General features: G+C 72.4%; 14 protein-coding genes. All 14 read right to left on the reverse strand.

The features are described 5' to 3' along the window. Nucleotides 1–37: 37 nt before the first annotated feature. Nucleotides 38–1,327: a DivIVA domain-containing protein gene (locus tag ABD241_RS15150; RefSeq protein WP_344064334.1), complete on the reverse strand. Its 1,290-nt coding sequence runs from the start codon at nucleotides 1,325–1,327 to the stop codon at nucleotides 38–40. Nucleotides 1,328–1,480: 153 nt separating this feature from the next. Next, nucleotides 1,481–1,765, reverse strand: a complete 285-nt coding sequence (locus tag ABD241_RS15155) for a YggT family protein (protein ID WP_142186395.1) — start codon at nucleotides 1,763–1,765, stop codon at nucleotides 1,481–1,483. Between the two features lie 90 nt (nucleotides 1,766–1,855). After that, nucleotides 1,856–2,338 carry a cell division protein SepF gene (locus tag ABD241_RS15160; protein WP_344064337.1) on the reverse strand — a complete coding sequence of 161 codons (483 nt, stop codon included), beginning with the start codon at nucleotides 2,336–2,338 and terminating at the stop codon, nucleotides 1,856–1,858. A 40-nt stretch (nucleotides 2,339–2,378) separates the two neighbouring features. Next, nucleotides 2,379–3,107 (reverse strand): YggS family pyridoxal phosphate-dependent enzyme, encoded by a 729-nt coding sequence (locus ABD241_RS15165; RefSeq protein WP_344064339.1) that lies wholly within the window; start codon nucleotides 3,105–3,107, stop codon nucleotides 2,379–2,381. Then, nucleotides 3,104–3,850, reverse strand: a complete 747-nt coding sequence (gene pgeF / locus ABD241_RS15170) for a peptidoglycan editing factor PgeF (RefSeq protein WP_344064341.1) — start codon at nucleotides 3,848–3,850, stop codon at nucleotides 3,104–3,106. Before pgeF ends, ABD241_RS15165 begins: the two co-directional genes overlap by 4 nt. 152 nt (nucleotides 3,851–4,002) lie before the next feature. After that, nucleotides 4,003–5,334, reverse strand: coding sequence for a cell division protein FtsZ (gene ftsZ / locus ABD241_RS15175; RefSeq protein ID WP_344064345.1), 1,332 nt, complete (start codon nucleotides 5,332–5,334; stop codon nucleotides 4,003–4,005). Between the two features lie 391 nt (nucleotides 5,335–5,725). Then, the gene (locus tag ABD241_RS15180; RefSeq protein ID WP_344065313.1) at nucleotides 5,726–6,499 is read right to left on the reverse strand and encodes a cell division protein FtsQ/DivIB; all 774 of its coding nucleotides are present in this window, start codon (nucleotides 6,497–6,499) and stop codon (nucleotides 5,726–5,728) included. After that, the gene (gene murC / locus ABD241_RS15185; protein WP_344064348.1) at nucleotides 6,499–7,974 is read right to left on the reverse strand and encodes a UDP-N-acetylmuramate--L-alanine ligase; all 1,476 of its coding nucleotides are present in this window, start codon (nucleotides 7,972–7,974) and stop codon (nucleotides 6,499–6,501) included. The genes ABD241_RS15180 and murC overlap by 1 nt, the downstream gene beginning before the upstream one ends. Then, complete coding sequence (murG, locus tag ABD241_RS15190) at nucleotides 7,971–9,083, reverse strand: undecaprenyldiphospho-muramoylpentapeptide beta-N-acetylglucosaminyltransferase (protein ID WP_344064351.1); 1,113 nt, start codon at nucleotides 9,081–9,083, stop codon at nucleotides 7,971–7,973. The genes murC and murG overlap by 4 nt, the downstream gene beginning before the upstream one ends. Beyond that, nucleotides 9,080–10,381, reverse strand: coding sequence for a putative lipid II flippase FtsW (gene ftsW / locus ABD241_RS15195; protein ID WP_344064354.1), 1,302 nt, complete (start codon nucleotides 10,379–10,381; stop codon nucleotides 9,080–9,082). The genes murG and ftsW overlap by 4 nt, the downstream gene beginning before the upstream one ends. After that, a complete protein-coding gene (gene murD, locus ABD241_RS15200) occupies nucleotides 10,378–11,868 on the reverse strand; it encodes a UDP-N-acetylmuramoyl-L-alanine--D-glutamate ligase (protein ID WP_344064357.1) in 1,491 nt (496 codons plus the stop codon). Before murD ends, ftsW begins: the two co-directional genes overlap by 4 nt. Continuing rightward, a complete protein-coding gene (mraY, locus tag ABD241_RS15205) occupies nucleotides 11,865–12,950 on the reverse strand; it encodes a phospho-N-acetylmuramoyl-pentapeptide-transferase (RefSeq protein WP_344064360.1) in 1,086 nt (361 codons plus the stop codon). The genes murD and mraY overlap by 4 nt, the downstream gene beginning before the upstream one ends. Next, a complete protein-coding gene (locus ABD241_RS15210; protein WP_344064364.1) occupies nucleotides 12,947–14,389 on the reverse strand; it encodes a UDP-N-acetylmuramoyl-tripeptide--D-alanyl-D-alanine ligase in 1,443 nt (480 codons plus the stop codon). The genes mraY and ABD241_RS15210 overlap by 4 nt, the downstream gene beginning before the upstream one ends. Further along, nucleotides 14,386–15,996 (reverse strand): UDP-N-acetylmuramoyl-L-alanyl-D-glutamate--2,6-diaminopimelate ligase, encoded by a 1,611-nt coding sequence (locus ABD241_RS15215; protein WP_344064367.1) that lies wholly within the window; start codon nucleotides 15,994–15,996, stop codon nucleotides 14,386–14,388. The genes ABD241_RS15210 and ABD241_RS15215 overlap by 4 nt, the downstream gene beginning before the upstream one ends. Nucleotides 15,997–16,032: the final 36 nt, after the last annotated feature.

Consider the following 16,032-nt stretch of genomic DNA (forward strand, 5'->3'; position numbering starts at 1 on the left):
TGGTCCGGGCGGCCTGGTGCGTCTGTCGAGGCGCGCCTCAGCCCTGGTTGCCCTCACCGGCGCCGGCGTGGGCCGGCTCCTGGGCGCTGGAGTCGAGGTCGTGCAGCTGGGTCTCGATGTAGGACTTGAGGTTGGAGCGGTAGTTCTTCTCGAAGCCCCGCAGCTCGGCGATCTTGCGGTCGAGCAGGCCCTTCTGCTTGTCCAGCTCCTCGAGGACGGCGGCCTTCTTCTGCTGCGCCTCCGCGACCATGCCGGTGGCTCGTTCGCGGGCCTCGGTGAGCATCTCGTCGCGGCGCGTGGTGGCCTCGGCGATCATCTGGTCGCGCTGGGACGTCGCCTCGGCGATCATCTGGTCGCGCTGCGAGGTGGCCTCCGCGATCATCTGGTCGCGTTGCGCTGCAGCCTCGGCGGCGATGCGCTCGGCCTCCTGGGTGGCCTGGTCGTGGCGGCTCTGGCCGGTGTGGATGAGCTCGTCGTGCCGGCTCTGGGCGGCGTTGACCAGCTCGTCGTGACGCGCCTGGGCAGCCTCGAGCATCTCGCGGTGGCGGTTCTCGGCCTCCGAGATGAGCTCGTCGCGGCGGCTCTCGCCGGCTGCGACGTGCTCGTCGTGCAGGCGCTGGGCGAGGGCGATGACACCGGCGGCGTCGAGATTGCCGGCCGTGGCAGCGGGGACCGCGTCAGCGGCCGGCGCAGCCGGTGCGGCGGCGGGGGCCTTCGCGGACTCCTCGCGCAGGCGGGCGGCCTCGGCCTCTGCGGCCTCGGCGTCGGCCTGGGCGCGAGCAGCCCGCTCCTCGGCGGCGCGGGCGTTCTCCTGGACCTTGGCCAGCTGCGCCTCGGCGTCGGCGACCTGGGACTTGAGGGCGTTGAGCTTGGCCTGCGCGTCGTCGAGGGCCTGGGAGTCGACGGCCGCCTTGGCAGTCGCCTCGGCCCGCTCGGCCTCGGCCTTGGCCCGCTCGATGCGCTCCTTGGCGACACGCTCGGCGTTGTCGGCCTCGGACTTCGCCTTGGCGGCGCGTTCGCTGGCCGCCTTGAAGGCACGCTCTGCATCCTGGATCTTCGCGGTGAGCCCGCCGAGCCTGGCCTCGTCACCAGGGCGTGCGACCGCCGGCATCGCCGCGGTCGGGGCGTCGGCGCGTACGGCACCCTGGTTCTTGCTCGCCCGGCAGTCGTTGAGCTGCTTCAGGTAGTCGTCACGCTGCTCGATGAGCGAACGCATCTCGGCGACGATCTCGTCGAGGAAGTCGTCAACGTCCCGCTCCTCGTAGCCACGACGAAACTGCGTGGTCTGGAAGTGCTTGTTGAGCACCTGTTCCGGCGTTAGCGCCATGGGTCACCTCGATGCAGACGTAATGATTCGGGTCAACGCTATCCAACGACGTGGTCGGCGACCAAAGCAACGTCCGCCGGGTCGGGCGTTGCTCAAGTGGACGTCAGCGGGTCGGATCCGGGCAGTCGCGCCGCTGGTGGGCAGGAGTGGCGCTCAGAAGTAGTTGGGCACGTTCAGGGCGAGAGAGGTCAGCAGCATCAGGACGAGGAAGCTGAGGTCGAGCCTGACCCCACCGATGTTGGGCGACGGGATCACCTTGCGCAGCGCCCGCAGCGGCGGGTCGGTGACGGTGTAGACCGCCTCGGCCAGGACGAGGACGAGCCCCGACGGCCGCCAGGACCGGGCCAGCACCTGCACCCAGTCGAGGATGAAGCGTGCGATGAGGGCGAGGAAGAAGGTGAAGACGACCACCCCGTAGATCGTCCAGAACACATCCATGGTCGTCAGTGTCCCTGATCTTCACGCCGGAACGAAACGTGGCACCGCGCAACCGCTCCGGATCGCTCCCCGACGTGCAGGACGGGAACCTCAGCTCTGGTTGAAGAAGCCGCGCGCGGAGGCAGCCGGCGGCTCGGGCTCGTCGGCGGAGATCTCGACGTGGGCGGGCGAGAGAAGGAAGACCTTGGAGGTGACCCGCTCGATCGTGCCGTGCAGCCCGAAGACGAGTCCCGCGGCGAAGTCGACGAGACGCTTGGCGTCGGCGTCGTCCATGTCGCTGAGGTTCATGATGACCGGCACCTGGTCACGGAACCACTCGCCGATGTTCTTGGCCTCGTTGTAGGTGCGCGGGTGGATGGTCGTGATGCGGTTGAGCGAGCCGACCTCGACGTCGCGCACGACGGCGGCCACGGGGCGCTTGGTGGGCAACTGGGTCACGGCCGCGGTGTGCTCGCTCTCGTCGTCGTAGCGGTCGGACTCGTCGTAGGCGTCGTAGTCGTCGTAACGGTCATGACGCTGGTCCTCCTCGCTGAGTCCGAGGTACACCATCGTCTTGCGCAGTGCCCCTGCCATGGCCAACTCCCAGAACGTCGAATTGTGATCCCCGCCGACGTTACAGAAGTGACGGGCGTGAACCGAGGATTGCGGTTCCGACACGCAGGTGTGTCGCTCCGTGGCGCAGCCCGGCCTCGAGGTCGCCGCTCATCCCCGCCGAGACCCAGGTCGCACCGGGGTGCCGGGAGCGTATGCCGTCCGCCACCTCTCGCAGGCGCGCGAAGGACGCGTCGGGGTCGGCTCCGAGCGGCGCGACGGCCATGACGCCTCGCAGGTCCAGCAGGTCCTCCGCAGCGACGGCGTCGGCCAAGGCGTCGAGCTCCTCGGGCAGGGCACCCCCGCGGGAGGTCTCGCCGTCGAGGCTCACCTGGAGCAGCACGAGCAGCCGCCGGTCGTGGGCGTGGGCGCCCTTGGCCAGCGCGGTGACGAGCTTGGGGCGGTCGACCGACTGCACCACGTCCGCGTAGGCCGCGACGTGCCCCGCCTTGTTGCTCTGCAGCTGACCGATGAAGTGGAGCACGGGCTCCTGCTCCCCGGCGTGGGAGAGCGCCGCGCGCACCTCACCGAACTTCTGGGCCGCCTCCTGGTCGCGGTTCTCGCCGAAGTGGCGCACGCCGAGCCGGTGGAGCAGCAGGACGTCGGATGCGGGGAAGAACTTCGTCACGACGACGAGGGTCACCTCGGCCGGGTCACGACCGGCGTCGGCACAGCCGCGCGCGATGCGCTCGTGCACGGCCGCGAGGTTGTCGCGCAGCTGCCCGAGCCGCCGCTGTTCGTCGCTGCTCACGCCGTCACCGCCCGACGGGCCACGACCCCGGCGAACCGGCCCGTTCGGCCGTCGCGCCGGTAGGAGTAGAGGTCTGCCGTCTCGCGCGTGCACCCCGGCACCCACTGGACCGGGACACCCTCTGCCGCGAGCTGCTCGACGACGCCTGCTGCGACGTCGATGGCGGTCGTCCCGGTCCACGAGCGGGCTGCGGCGCTCGGGGACGTGCGCGCCGCCTTCATCGCCATGTCCTGCGGCACCTCGTAGCACCGGCCGCACACCGAGGGGCCGACGGTGGCGGCGATGTCCTTCGCCCCGAGGTCGCGCATGGCGCGGACCGAGCGGGGCACGATGCCGGCGACCATGCCCGGCCGTCCGGCGTGGACGGCCCCGACCACTCCGCCGTCACCGTCGTGAAGCAGCACCGGCACGCAGTCCGCGACGAGGACTGCCAGGGCGAGGTCGCCTGCGCGGGTGACGAACGCGTCCGCCGCGGGCACGTCGCCCTGCCAGGGGCCGCGCACCTCGACGACGTCGCAGCCGTGCACCTGGTCGAGGAACAGCAGGCGCTCGCGCGTCACGCCGACCTGCCTGGCAAGGACCTCCCTGTTCGCCTCGACGTCGGCGGGGTCGTCGCCCACGTGGCCGCCGAGGTTGAGGCCGGCATACGGTCCGCTCCCCCGGCCTGCCGACCGGCCGGTGAAGGCCAGCTCCACGGCACCGACGCCGCGCGAGGGGGTGTGGGTGGCGCGCCAGTAGAACACGGGGACCAACCTAAACCCCGGGACGATTGGCCCCCACCGCGAGGGTGCGGCGCCATCCGGAGCCCGGGGACGCCGACGGGCGGGAGACGCCGCTGCGTCTCCCGCCCGTCCTGGGAGTGCCTGTCGGGGCGCCCGGCCCGGGCGCGTCCCGACTACTTGAGGAAGTCGGGGACGTCGAGCTCGTCGCCCTCGTCGAAGGTCACCTGGCGAGGCGGCTGCTGCACCGGCGGCTGGTGCTGCGGCACCTGCTGGTGCTGCACCTGCTGGTGCTGGGGCACCGGCTGCTGCTGGACCTGCTGCTGGTGCTGCGGCTGCTGGGCCGGCACCGCCGGCTGCTGGGTGGGCAGCTGCTGGGCCGGCCGGTGGGCGGGCTGCTGGGGCTGGGCGTGCTGCGGCTGCCCACCCGGGTGCTGCGCCTGGCCGTTCTGGTGGGGAGCCTGCTGAGGGACGGCCGACCGCTGCTGGGCCTGCGCCGGCTGCTGCGACCGGCCGACGACGTGACCCAGGGCCCGCTCGTCGTGGCGCTGGCTGGGCCCCCCGCCGTCGAAGCCCGCCGCGATGACGGTGACGCGCACCTCGTCGCCGAGCGCGTCGTCGATGACGGCACCGAAGATGATGTTGGCCTCGGGGTGGGCCGCCTCCTGCACCAGGCGCGCCGCCTCGTTGATCTCGAACAGGCCGAGGTCCGAGCCGCCCTGGATCGAGAGCAGCACGCCGTGCGCGCCGTCGATGGAGGCCTCGAGCAGCGGGCTGCTGATGGCGAGCTCCGCGGCCTGGACCGCACGGTCCTCACCGCGCGCGGAGCCGATGCCCATGAGAGCGGAGCCGGCGCCCTGCATGACCGACTTGACGTCGGCGAAGTCCAGGTTGATCAGGCCCGGGGTGGTGATGAGGTCGGTGATGCCCTGCACACCGGACAGCAGCACCTGGTCGGCCGAGCGGAAGGCGTCCATCATCGAGACGTTGCGGTCGCTGATCGACAGGAGCCGGTCGTTGGGGATGACGATCAGGGTGTCGACCTCCTCGCGGAGGCTGCCGATGCCGGACTCGGCCTGGTTGGCGCGGCGACGACCCTCGAAGGTGAACGGGCGCGTGACGACACCGATCGTCAGGGCGCCGAGACCGCGGGCGATGCGAGCGACGACCGGCGCGCCGCCGGTGCCGGTGCCGCCACCCTCGCCGGCGGTGACGAAGACCATGTCGGCGCCCTTGAGGACCTCCTCGATCTCCTCCGCGTGGTCCTCGGCGGCCTTCTTGCCGACCTCGGGGTCGGCGCCGGCTCCGAGACCGCGGGTCAGCTCACGACCCACGTCGAGCTTGACGTCGGCGTCGCTCATGAGCAGCGCCTGCGCGTCGGTGTTGATGGCGATGAACTCGACGCCCTTGAGGCCGACCTCGATCATGCGATTGATGGCATTGACGCCGCCGCCGCCGATGCCGACGACCTTGATGACGGCCAAGTAGTTCTGCGGTGCTGCTGCCACGAGAGTGGGCCTTCCTGACTGGTGGTGCCGTGCTGCGGGTGGGCTGGGGACGGGCGGGCGTGGTGCGCGCCCGATGGAGAGCTGGCTGAGGTCTGGCTGGTGCGGCTCGTCCCCGAGCCTGTAAACCCTCAAACCTTAAACGTAGACCTAAAGGTTACAGTTTGGTCACGAACCAGTGCCCCGACGGTATGACGAGCCGCAGGGCCGATCAACCCACGGCGCGGCGTGTCGTCCGGAGGATTCCCGCATTTGCGCAGGTCATACCTCACGAGCACCATCCGCCCCAGGGGCAACCGTCGAGGCCACCGCGGACCAGCCTCCCACGGGGCCGAAAGGTCCGGGATGTCGGGGTTGCACGCCCGAGATGCGATGAATTCATCGTCGGTGACCCTCACCGGGTCACGGGCGAGGAGGGGACGCTGACGTCGATCGTCGATCCCGGCTCCGGCAGCAGGATCTTGACCAGCTCCGCCTTGCGCGGACCGTCTCCCGCGCCGCCCCACACGACGGTCTTCGGCTGCTGCCGCTCGGGCCTGACCGTGAACGAGACCTGGTCGGCGGCCGACACCGAGACCCCCGACACCTTCGCGCGCAACGCGGGCTCGAGCGACCCGAGGGCCTGGAGTGCCGCATCGACCCCCTCCTTGGTCACCTGCGCCGCTCCCGAGCTGACGAGAGGCACGTCCGAGGGCGGCTTGTCGACCGTGCGGAAGGCGACGCCGTCACGATCCACGACGTCCACCTCACCTTGAGGGTTGCGCACCGCCAGCACCGCGACGCGGGGACGGACCGAGATGACGACGGTGTCGGGCAGCGCCCGGCTGACCGACACCTCACCCCACGCCTTGCCGGCGCGCAGGCGCTGGGTGATGGCGTCGGTGTCCACCTGCAGGAGGGGTCCACCGAGGGGCACCCTGGCGACGGTGCGCACCTGCGCCGAGGCCGCTGCACTCACACCCCTGACCTCCACCTTCGAGGCCGTCAGGACGCTGCTGAACCACCCCACCCAGACGAGCACGCCGGCGAGCACGACGACCCCACCGAGGACGGCAGCCAGGAGGCGCGGTCGGCGCCGGGCCGCGGCCGCGCGGCGCTCGAACCTGCTGCGGGAGGAGGCGAGCCCGGTCCCCGCGAGGCGGCGGCGGGACCCGCCCTGCTCGAGCATCACGGTCGCTCCCCTCCGAGGAGCCGCAGCACCTCCGGGCCCACCATCGTCACGTCGCCGGCGCCCACGGTCAGGACGAGGTCGCCCGGCCTCGCGAGTGCGACGACCTGCCCGGCCACGTCGGACCAGGACGGCACGTAGTGCACCTCCGCCGCCGGCCGTGCCGAGCTGACGGCATCGGCCACCAAGGCTCCCGAGACGCCCGGGAGGGGGTCCTCGCGGGCCGCGTACACGTCCATGACGACCACGACGTCGGCCGGCGAGAGCCCGGAGCCGAGCTCCGCCGCGAAGTCGCGGGTGCGGCTGTAGAGGTGGGGCTGGAAGACGACCAGGAGCCGGCCGCTGTCGCCGACGAGCTCCTTGGCGGTCTGGACGACGGCCGCCACCTTGCCGGCGTTGTGCGCGTAGTCGTCCACGACGACCACGCCCGCTGCCTCCCCCTTCGGCTCGAAGCGGCGCCGGGTGCCCGTGAAGGAGGCCAGTCCCGCCAGGACGCGGTCGGGCTCCTGCCCGAGCCCGTGCACGGCTGCGGCATAGGCGGCGGCGGCGTTGAGCGCGTTGTGGCGTCCCGGCACACCGAGGGTCATCTGCCGCTCGACCGCGACGTCGATGACCGTGACCGCCGCGGTGACGCCGTCCTGCTGGTAGTCGCGGAGCACGACGTCGGCCGTGGGGTCGAAGCCGTACGTCAGCACCCGCGTGCCCCTGGACCGCGCCCGCTGGGCCAGCTCCACGGCGCCCGGGTCGTCGGCGCAGGTCACGAGCAGGCCGCCCGGCCGGATCGTGCCGACGAAGGTGTCGTAGGCGGCCTGCACAACCTTGAAGTTCGAGTAGAAGTCGAGGTGGTCCGGCTGCACGTTCGTCACGACTGCCACCTCGGGGCGGTAGACGACGAACGACCCGTCGCTCTCGTCGGCCTCGACGACGAAGACGTCGTCGGCACCGTCGTGGGCGTTCGTGCCGTGCTTGGCCAGCTCGCCACCCACGGCGAAGGACGGGTCGAGCCCACAGCCCTGCAGGGCGACCGTCAGCATCGAGGTGGTCGTGGTCTTGCCGTTGGCACCCGCCACCGCGACCGGGCGGCGGCCGTGCATCAGGGAGGCCAGGCCCTGGGCCCGGTGCAGTACCGGCACCCCGCGCTCGCGCGCGGCGACCAGCTCGACGTTGTCGTCGCGGATGGAGGAGCTCATGACGACCGCGTCCGCGCGCTCCTGGTGCGCCTCGTCGAACCCGACCCACACGCCGGCGCCCTCGCTCTCGAGCGCCTTGAGGACCGGGACGTCCTTCGCGTCGCTCCCGGTCACGCGGATGCCGCGGGCGAGCATGATGCGGGCGACACCGGACATCCCGGCTCCGCCGATCGCGAGGAAGTGCACGTGCCCGAGCTCGTCGGCCCTGGGCACGGGCGCGGTGAAGTCGAAGCGCGCCGCGGCGAAGGGGTCATCGACGCTGGGAGTGCGCGGGGACCGGGTCACGGGTGGTTCCTGTCTCGTGCAGCCCGGTCGACGAGGTCGGCGAGCGTCTCGTCGGCGGCGGGTTCGCCGAGGGCCCGGGCAGCGGTGGCCATCCGGGCCACCCGCTCGCCGTCGGTGGCCAGGGGCAGCAGCTCGGCGTCGATCCACTCGGGGGTGAAGGCCGCGTCGTCGACGACGAGCCCGCCGCCGGCGGCGACGACCTCAGCAGCGTTGAGCCGCTGCTCCCCGTTGCCGATCGGCAGCGGGACGTAGACGGCCGGCAGGCCCACGGCCGTGAGCTCGCAGACGGTGTTGGCACCCGCGCGGGCCACAACGAGGTCGGCGGCGGCATACGCGAGCTCCATGCGGTCGGCGTACGGGACGACGACGTAGGGGGCGCCCGTCTCGGGAGGCGTCACGGCGAACTCCTTGCCCAGACCGGTGATGTGGAGCACCTGGACACCCGCACCGCTGAGGGCCGCCACGCGGCTGCGGAACGCGTCGTTGAGCCGCTGCGCACCGAGCGAGCCGCCGGTGACGAGGAGGGTCGGCCACTGTGCCTCGAGGCCGAAGTGCTCGAGGGCCTCCGGGCGCGACGCGGCCCGGTCGAGCGTCGCGACCTCACGACGCAACGGCATGCCCACGCGTTGGGCCCCGGGCAGCACGGTGCCGGCGAACGTGGTGGCCACGGCGCTGGCCCACCGCGCCCCGAGGCGGTTGGCGAGCCCCGCTCGCGTGTTCTGCTCGTGGACGACGATCGGCACGTGCCTCCGGCGGGCGGCCAGGTAGGCGGGCGTGCTGACGTAGCCACCGAAGCCGACGACGACCTCGGCGCCGGTCTCGTCGATGGCGGCTCCGGCAGCGTCGACGGCGGCCTTGAGGCGCCCGGGCAGGCGGAGCAGGTCGCTGCTCGGCCGCCGCGGCAGCGGGACCTTCGGGACGAACCGCAGGTCGTAGCCGCGCTCCGGGACGAGGCGCGCCTCGAGTCCCTGCTCGGTCCCGAGGGCGGTCACGCGCAGGTCGGGGTGGCGGCGCCGCAGGGCGTCGGCGAGGGCCAGGAGCGGGGACACATGGCCGGCACTCCCTCCCCCTGCGAGCAGGACGGAGGTGGGCGAGGACAGCGGGATCACCGACTTCTACGACGTTGCGGCACGGAGCGGACCCGGGCGGGCAGCACCGCGAGGGACCTGCGGACGAGGCTGGGGCGCGCGTCGAGCAGCGCCTTGCAGCCGGGCTCGTTGCGGGCGAAGGACAGCAGGATGCCGAGGGCCACCAGGGTGGTGACGAGCGACGACCCGCCGGACGAGACGAGCGGGAGCGGGACACCGATGACCGGGAAGAGCCCGATGACGGCGCCGATGTTGATGATCGCCTGGCCGAGCAGCCAGGCCATGATGCCGAACCCGGCGATCCGCACGAAGCGGTCCTGGGTGCGGGTCACGAGCCGGAAGCAGGCCCACGCGAGGATCGCGAACAGCGCGAGGATCAGCAGGGTGCCCGGCAGGCCCAGCTCCTCGCCGATGATGGCGAAGATGAAGTCGTTGTGCGCCTCGGAGAGCCACTCCCACTTCTCCTTGGAGGCACCGAGCCCCACGCCCCACCAGCCACCGTCGGCGAGGGCGTACATGCCGTGCACGGACTGTCCGCACCAGCCGTCGGGGTCGGCCTGGCAGGCCGGGTTGAGCCAGTTGGCGATGCGGCTGGTGCGGTTGCTGCTGCCGGTCACCATCAGGGCCACGCCGATGACCGCGAGACCACCGGCCATGGCGAAGACGCGCTTGGGGGCCCCGGCGACGAGCAGCACGGAGGCGATGATGACGAGCAGGACCAGGGCCGTGCCGAGGTCGTGGCCGGCCAGCACCAGCCCGAGCACCACGAGGGCGATCGGGGCGAGGTAGGGCACGGCGACGTGCACGAGGCTGCCCATCCGCGAGGACTTGTTGGCGAAGACGACCGCACCCACCAGCACCAGCCCGAGCTTGGCGAACTCGGAGGGCTGGAACTGGATCGGCCCCACCGCGAGCCAGTTGCGGTTGCCGTTGACGGTGCGGCCGAGCGGGATGACCGCGGCGAGCAGGAGCACCGAGACCACCATCGTCGGTGCCGCCAGCCGCTTCCACCACCGCACGTCGAGGCGGCTGGCGAAGCCTGCGGCGACCGCGCCGACGACCGCGAAGAGCAGCTGGCGCACGAACACGGCATACGACGCCTCGTCGGCGAGGAGGGCCTCGACGCTCGAGGCGGAGAAGACCATGACGAGACCGAAGACGACGAGCGTCGCGGTGACCCCGAGGAGGAGGTAGTAGGTCGTCAGCGGCGACTCGAGCTTGCCGATGACGGCCAGGGGCCGGTGCCCCTGGGGGGTCCCGGACGTGCCCGAGCCGGTGCCGCTGGCACCGGCCTTGGGACCGGCGGTCGTCGCGCTCACTCGAGCCCTCCGTGCGCCTCCCGGTGCCGCCGGACCGCCTCCTCGAAGGCGTCGCCGCGAGCCCCGTAGTTGGTGAACATGTCCATCGAGGCGGCGGCGGGGGCGAGCAGCACGACGTCGCCCGGCTGGGCGAGGCGGGCGGCCTCCCTCACGACGCGGTCCATGACCCCAGTGTCCGTCTCGGCCACGTCGACGACCGGCACATCCGGGGCGTGTCGGGAAAGGGCCTGGGCGATCTGGTCGCGGTCGGCCCCGAGCAGCACGACACCCCTCAGCCGCCCGGCCATCTCCTGCACGAGGCTGTCGACGTCGGCGCCCTTGAGCAGCCCGCCGGCGACCCAGACGACCGAGTCGAACGACCGGATCGCCGCCGCGGCGGCGTGCGGGTTGGTGGCCTTGGAGTCGTTGACGAAGCGGACGCCCCTGACCGTGGCGACCTCGGCGATGCGGTGCCGGTCGGGGCGGAAGGCCCGCAGGCCGTCGCGCACGGCGATGGGACCGACCCCGTACGCACGCGCGAGCGCCGCGGCGGCCAGGGCGTTGGCGAGGTAGTGCGGCGCCACCGAGGGCGCGTCGCCCTGCAGGTCCGCGATGGTGCAGAGCTCGGCCGCCGAGCGTTGCCGCTGCTCGACGAACGCGCGGTCGGCGAGGACGTCCTCGACGACGCCCACCATGGAGGGCGCGGGGATGCCGGTGGTGAAGCCGATGGCGCGGCAGCCCTCGACGACGTTGGCCTCCATGACGAGCTGCTCGGTCTGGATGTCGGCGACGTTGTAGATGCAGGCCAGGTGGGTGTTCTCGTAGATCTTGCCCTTGGCCCGGAGGTACTCCTCGTAGCTGCCGTGCCAGTCGATGTGGTCGGGCGCGACGTTGAGCACCGCCGACGCGACGGCCGAGATCGAGCGCTGCCAGTGCAGCTGGAAGCTCGACAGCTCGACGGCGAGCACGTCGTAGGGCTCGGGGTGCAGGACGGCCTCGAGCAGCGGCGTGCCGACGTTGCCCGCGGCCGTGGCCCGGAGGCCCGCGTGCCGCAGGATCGAGGCGAGCATGTTGACCGTCGTCGTCTTGCCGTTGGTGCCGGTGACGGTGAGCCACGGGGCCGCGCCCTCCCTGGCGCGCATGCGCCAGGCGAGCTCGACCTCTCCCCAGACAGGTGTGCCGGCCGCTGCGGCCGCGAGCATCAGCGGGTCGTGGGGCGGGACTCCGGGCGAGGTGACGACGAGCTCGGTGCCCGGTGGCGGCGCGACGACGTGCTCGGGACCGATCCGCACGTCGACGTCGAGGATCTCGAGGATCGTCGCCCGCTCGCGGATGGCGTCGGTCTCGTCGCGAGAGACGGCGACCACGTGCGCGCCCCGGTCGGCGAGGGCGTCGGCGGCGGCGAAGCCCGACACGCCGAGCCCGACGACGAGGACGTGCAGCCCGGACCAGTCGGCGTCGCGGTGGGTGAGCCCCTCGCGAGGTTCGTAGAGCGGGTCGTAGGTCACTGCGAACCCACCACCCACTCGGCGTAGAAGACGCCGAGGCCGAAGGCGGCGAAGAGCCCGGCGACGATCCAGAAGCGCACCACGACGGTCACCTCGTTCCAGCCGACCATCTCGAAGTGATGGTGCAACGGTGCCATCCGCAGGACCCGTTTGCCAGTGGTCTTGAAGGAGGCGACCTGGGCGACGACGGAGAGGGTCTCGAGGACGAACATGCCGCCGAGGATGATGAGGAGCAGCTCGGTGTGGGTCATGATCGCGAGGCCCGCAAGTGCGCCTCCGAGCGCGAGCGACCCGGTGTCGCCCATGAAGATCTTGGCGGGGGTGGCGTTCCACCAGAGGAAGCCGAAGCAGGCTCCCATGCCGGCCGCGGCCACCAGCGCCAGGTCGTGGGAGTCGCGCACCTCGTAGCACTTGATGCCCGGGTTGGTCTGGCAGTTCTGGTTGAAGGTCCAGATGCTGATGAGGACGTAGGCGCCGAACACCATCGTCGAGACGCCGGTGGCCAGGCCGTCGAGACCGTCGGTCAGGTTCACACCGTTGGAGGCCCCGGCGATCATGACGTTGGCGAAGATGACGAAGAGGATGACGCCGACGACGGTGCTGCCGCCGAGCGCCAGGCTGATGTTGGTGTCGCGGACGAACGAGACGAGCAGTGACGCCGGGGTGCGGTACTGCTCGTTGGGGAACTGCAGCGCCAGGCCGGCGAAGATGATGCCGACGAGCGCCTGGCCGACCAGCTTCTGTTTCGAGCGGAGGCCGAGGCTGCGCTGCTTGCTGATCTTGATGAAGTCGTCGAGGAAGCCGACGAACCCGAGCCCGGCGGCGAGGAACAGCACGAGGACGCCGCTTGCCGTCGGCGGCACCAGGGTGAAGAGGTGCGCGAGGAAGTAGGCGCCCAGCATCGCCGCGATGATCACCGCGCCACCCATGGTGGGCGTGCCGCGCTTGGTGTGGTGCGAGGTGGGACCGTCGTCGCGGATGAACTGGCCGTAACCGCGCTTGACGAGGAACTTGATGAACACCGGGGTGCCGAACAACGAGATGAGCAGCGAGATGGAGGCTGCCAGCAGGACACCCTTCACCGCGTGACCGCCTGCGCGTCGGCGTCCCGGCTCGGGCTCGGGCTCGGGCTCGGGCTCGGCGGCTCGCCCGGTCCCCCGTCGGCGGCGAGCCGGTCGCCGAGCCACCGCAGCCCGCTGTCGCGGCTCGACTTGAGCACGACCAGGTCGCCGGGTCGCAGGCGGGTGGCGAGGAGCTCGTAGGCGGCGTCGGTGTCGGGCACCCACTCGGCCCCGGGGAAGGCCTCCCCGAGCGGCCGGGCCCCCTCGCCCACGGCCACGAGGTGGTCGAGTCCGAGCGACGCGGCATACGCCCCGACGGAGGCGTGCTCGGCCTCGCTGTCGGCGCCGAGCTCGAGCATGCCGCCGAGGACGGCCCACCGCTCCCCCGTGACGTGCATCGCGGTGACGGCGTCGAGGGCGGCCCGCATCGAGTGCGGGTTGGCGTTGTAGGCGTCGTTGACGACGACCACGCCGTCGGGCCGGTCGGTGATCTCCATCCGCCAGCGACTGGCCGCCTCGGCCGCGCCGAGCCCGGCGACGACCTGGTCGACCGAGAGCCCGAGCTCGAGCGCCGCGGCAGCGACGGCCAGCGAGTTGCCCACGTGGTGTGCGCCGCTCTGGCGCAGGGTGACGCGCGCCCGGCCCTGCGGGCAGACGAGGACGTATGCCGCCCTGCCGCGCTCGTCGAGCGTCACGTCCTCGGCGCGGACGTCCGCCTCGGGGGCCAGCCCCACGAGCTGCACCCGGGAGCGCAGGCCCGAGGCCATGGCGGCGACGAGCGGGTCGTCGGCGTTGAGGATCGACAGGCCCTCGGCGGGGACGGCGCGCGGCAGCTCGGACTTGGCGCGGGCGATGTTCTCGCGGGACCCGAACTCGCCGAGGTGGGCGCTGCCGACGTTGAGGACGATCGCGACCTGTGGCGGCGCGATGCGCGTCAGGTAGTCGATGTGCCCGACGCCGCGGGCGCCCATCTCGGCCACGAGGAAGCGGGTCGTCGGGGTGACCCGGCAGACCGTCAGGGGCACGCCGATCTCGCCGTTGAGCGAGTTGACGGGTGCGACGGTCTCGGCGACCGACGAGAGCACGGAGGCGAGGAGGTCCTTGACGCTCGTCTTGCCGGAGGAGCCGGTGATGCCGACGATGCGCAGCTCGGGTGCCCGGTCCACGACCCCACGCGCCAGCTGCCCGAACGCGGTCTGGACGTCGTCGACGACGACGCAGGGGACGCCCTCGACCACCCGGGAGGTGAGGGCGGCGACTGCACCGGCCTGCACGGCTGCGGCGACGAAGTCGTGGCCGTCGGCGACCTCGCCGACGCGGGCGACGTAGAGGCTGCCCGGCTCGCACTCGCGCGAGTCGGTGGTGACGGCGGCGTCGACGAGCACGGCCTCCGGGGTGTCGGTGCCGTGCACGACGCCGCCGGTGAGGTCTCGGATCTCGCTGAGGGACATGGGGATCACGACGTGGCCTCCAGCGGCGTCGGCGAGCTGACGGCTGCGAGCGCGGCGCGCACGGCGTCGCGGTCGTCGAACGGGTACTTCACTCCGTGGATCTCCTGACCCTTCTCGTGCCCCTTGCCGAGCACCACGACGGTGTCGACAGGGCGGTCCTTGCCGGCGGCCACGACCGCCAGGGCGATGGCCTCGGCGATGGCGTTCGAGCGTGTGCCGCCGTCGATGATCTGGCTCGCCCGGGCGGTTCCGGAACCGACCGCCTCTCGGGCGCCCGCGGCGACGGCGGACCGGATCTCGGCGGGCTCCTCCGAGCGCGGGTTGTCGTCGGTCACGACGACGACGTCGGCCTGCCGAGCCGCGGCGGCTCCCATGGCAGGGCGCTTGCCGCGGTCGCGGTCACCGCCGGCGCCGAGCACCGCGATGAGCCGGCCCGGCGTGGAGGGCCGCAGGGCGGCGAGCGCGGCCTCGACCGCGTCGGGGGTGTGTGCGAAGTCCACGACGCAGCGAGGGCCCTGCGGGCCACCCGGCGACACGACCTGCATCCGGCCGGGCACGTCGGGTGCCGACGCCATGGCCGCCTCGACGTCGTGGGGCTCGACGCCGAGGCGCAGCAGCGCCAGGGCCGCCAGGGCGGTGTTGGCGACGTTGAACCCGCCCGGCAGGTGGGAGACGAGAGAGAGCGCGGCCGCGCCGGAGCGCTCGCGGAGCGTGAAGCCGCCGGCCTCGCCCGGCTCCACCACCCAGTCGGCGCCCTCGGCTGCTGCGGGGCTGGTGGCCAGCGTCGTCACGGGGACGGTCGCCTCGCTCGCCAGCCGGCGACCCCAGTCGTCGTCGACGCAGACGATCGCCGCGCGCGACCGATGTGGCGTGAACAGGGACGCCTTGGCGGCGAAGTAGTCCTCCATCGAGGGGTGGAAGTCGAGGTGGTCCTGCGAGAGGTTCGTGAAGAGCGCGACGTCGTAGACGACGCCGTCGACCCGGTGCAGCTGCAGGGCGTGGCTGGAGACCTCCATGACGCACGCGTCGAGGCCACGCTCGACCATGACCGCCAGGAGGGCGTGCAGGTCCGGGGCCTCGGGGGTCGTGCGCACCGACTCGATCGCCTCGTCGCCGATGCGGGTCTCGACCGTGCCGATGAGGCCGGTGCGCTGCCCGTGGGCGCGCAGCGCGGACTCGACGAGGTAGGCGGTGGTGGTCTTGCCGTTGGTGCCGGTGATCCCGACCATGGTCAGGCTGTGGGAGGGCTGGCCGTAGACGTGGGCCGCCAGCTCGCCGAGGACACCACGGGGGTCGCGCGCGACGAGCACCGGCACCGGTGGGCCGTCGGTGGCAGCCTCGGTGGCAGCGTCGGACGAGCTGCCCAGCTCGGCCTCGCCGGCGGCGTCGGTCAGCACCGCTGCGGCGCCGGCGGCGACGGCGTCGGCGGCGAACCGAGCGCCATGGACGTTGAAGCCCGGCAGGGCGGCATACAGGTCCCCCGGCACCACGGCACGGCTGTCGAGGGTCACGCCCGTGACGAGCACGTCGGGGACCTGCCCTTCGGAGGGGGCGGCGCCCACGGCGTGCGGGTGGGAGGTGTCCGGGTGGGAGGCGCCCGAGCCGGTGACGACCACGCGCGCGCCGTCCCCAGCCAGGGGGGTCAGGTCGTG

It is taken from the genome of Terrabacter lapilli (genome assembly GCF_039531305.1).
GTDB lineage: Bacteria > Actinomycetota > Actinomycetes > Actinomycetales > Dermatophilaceae > Terrabacter > Terrabacter lapilli.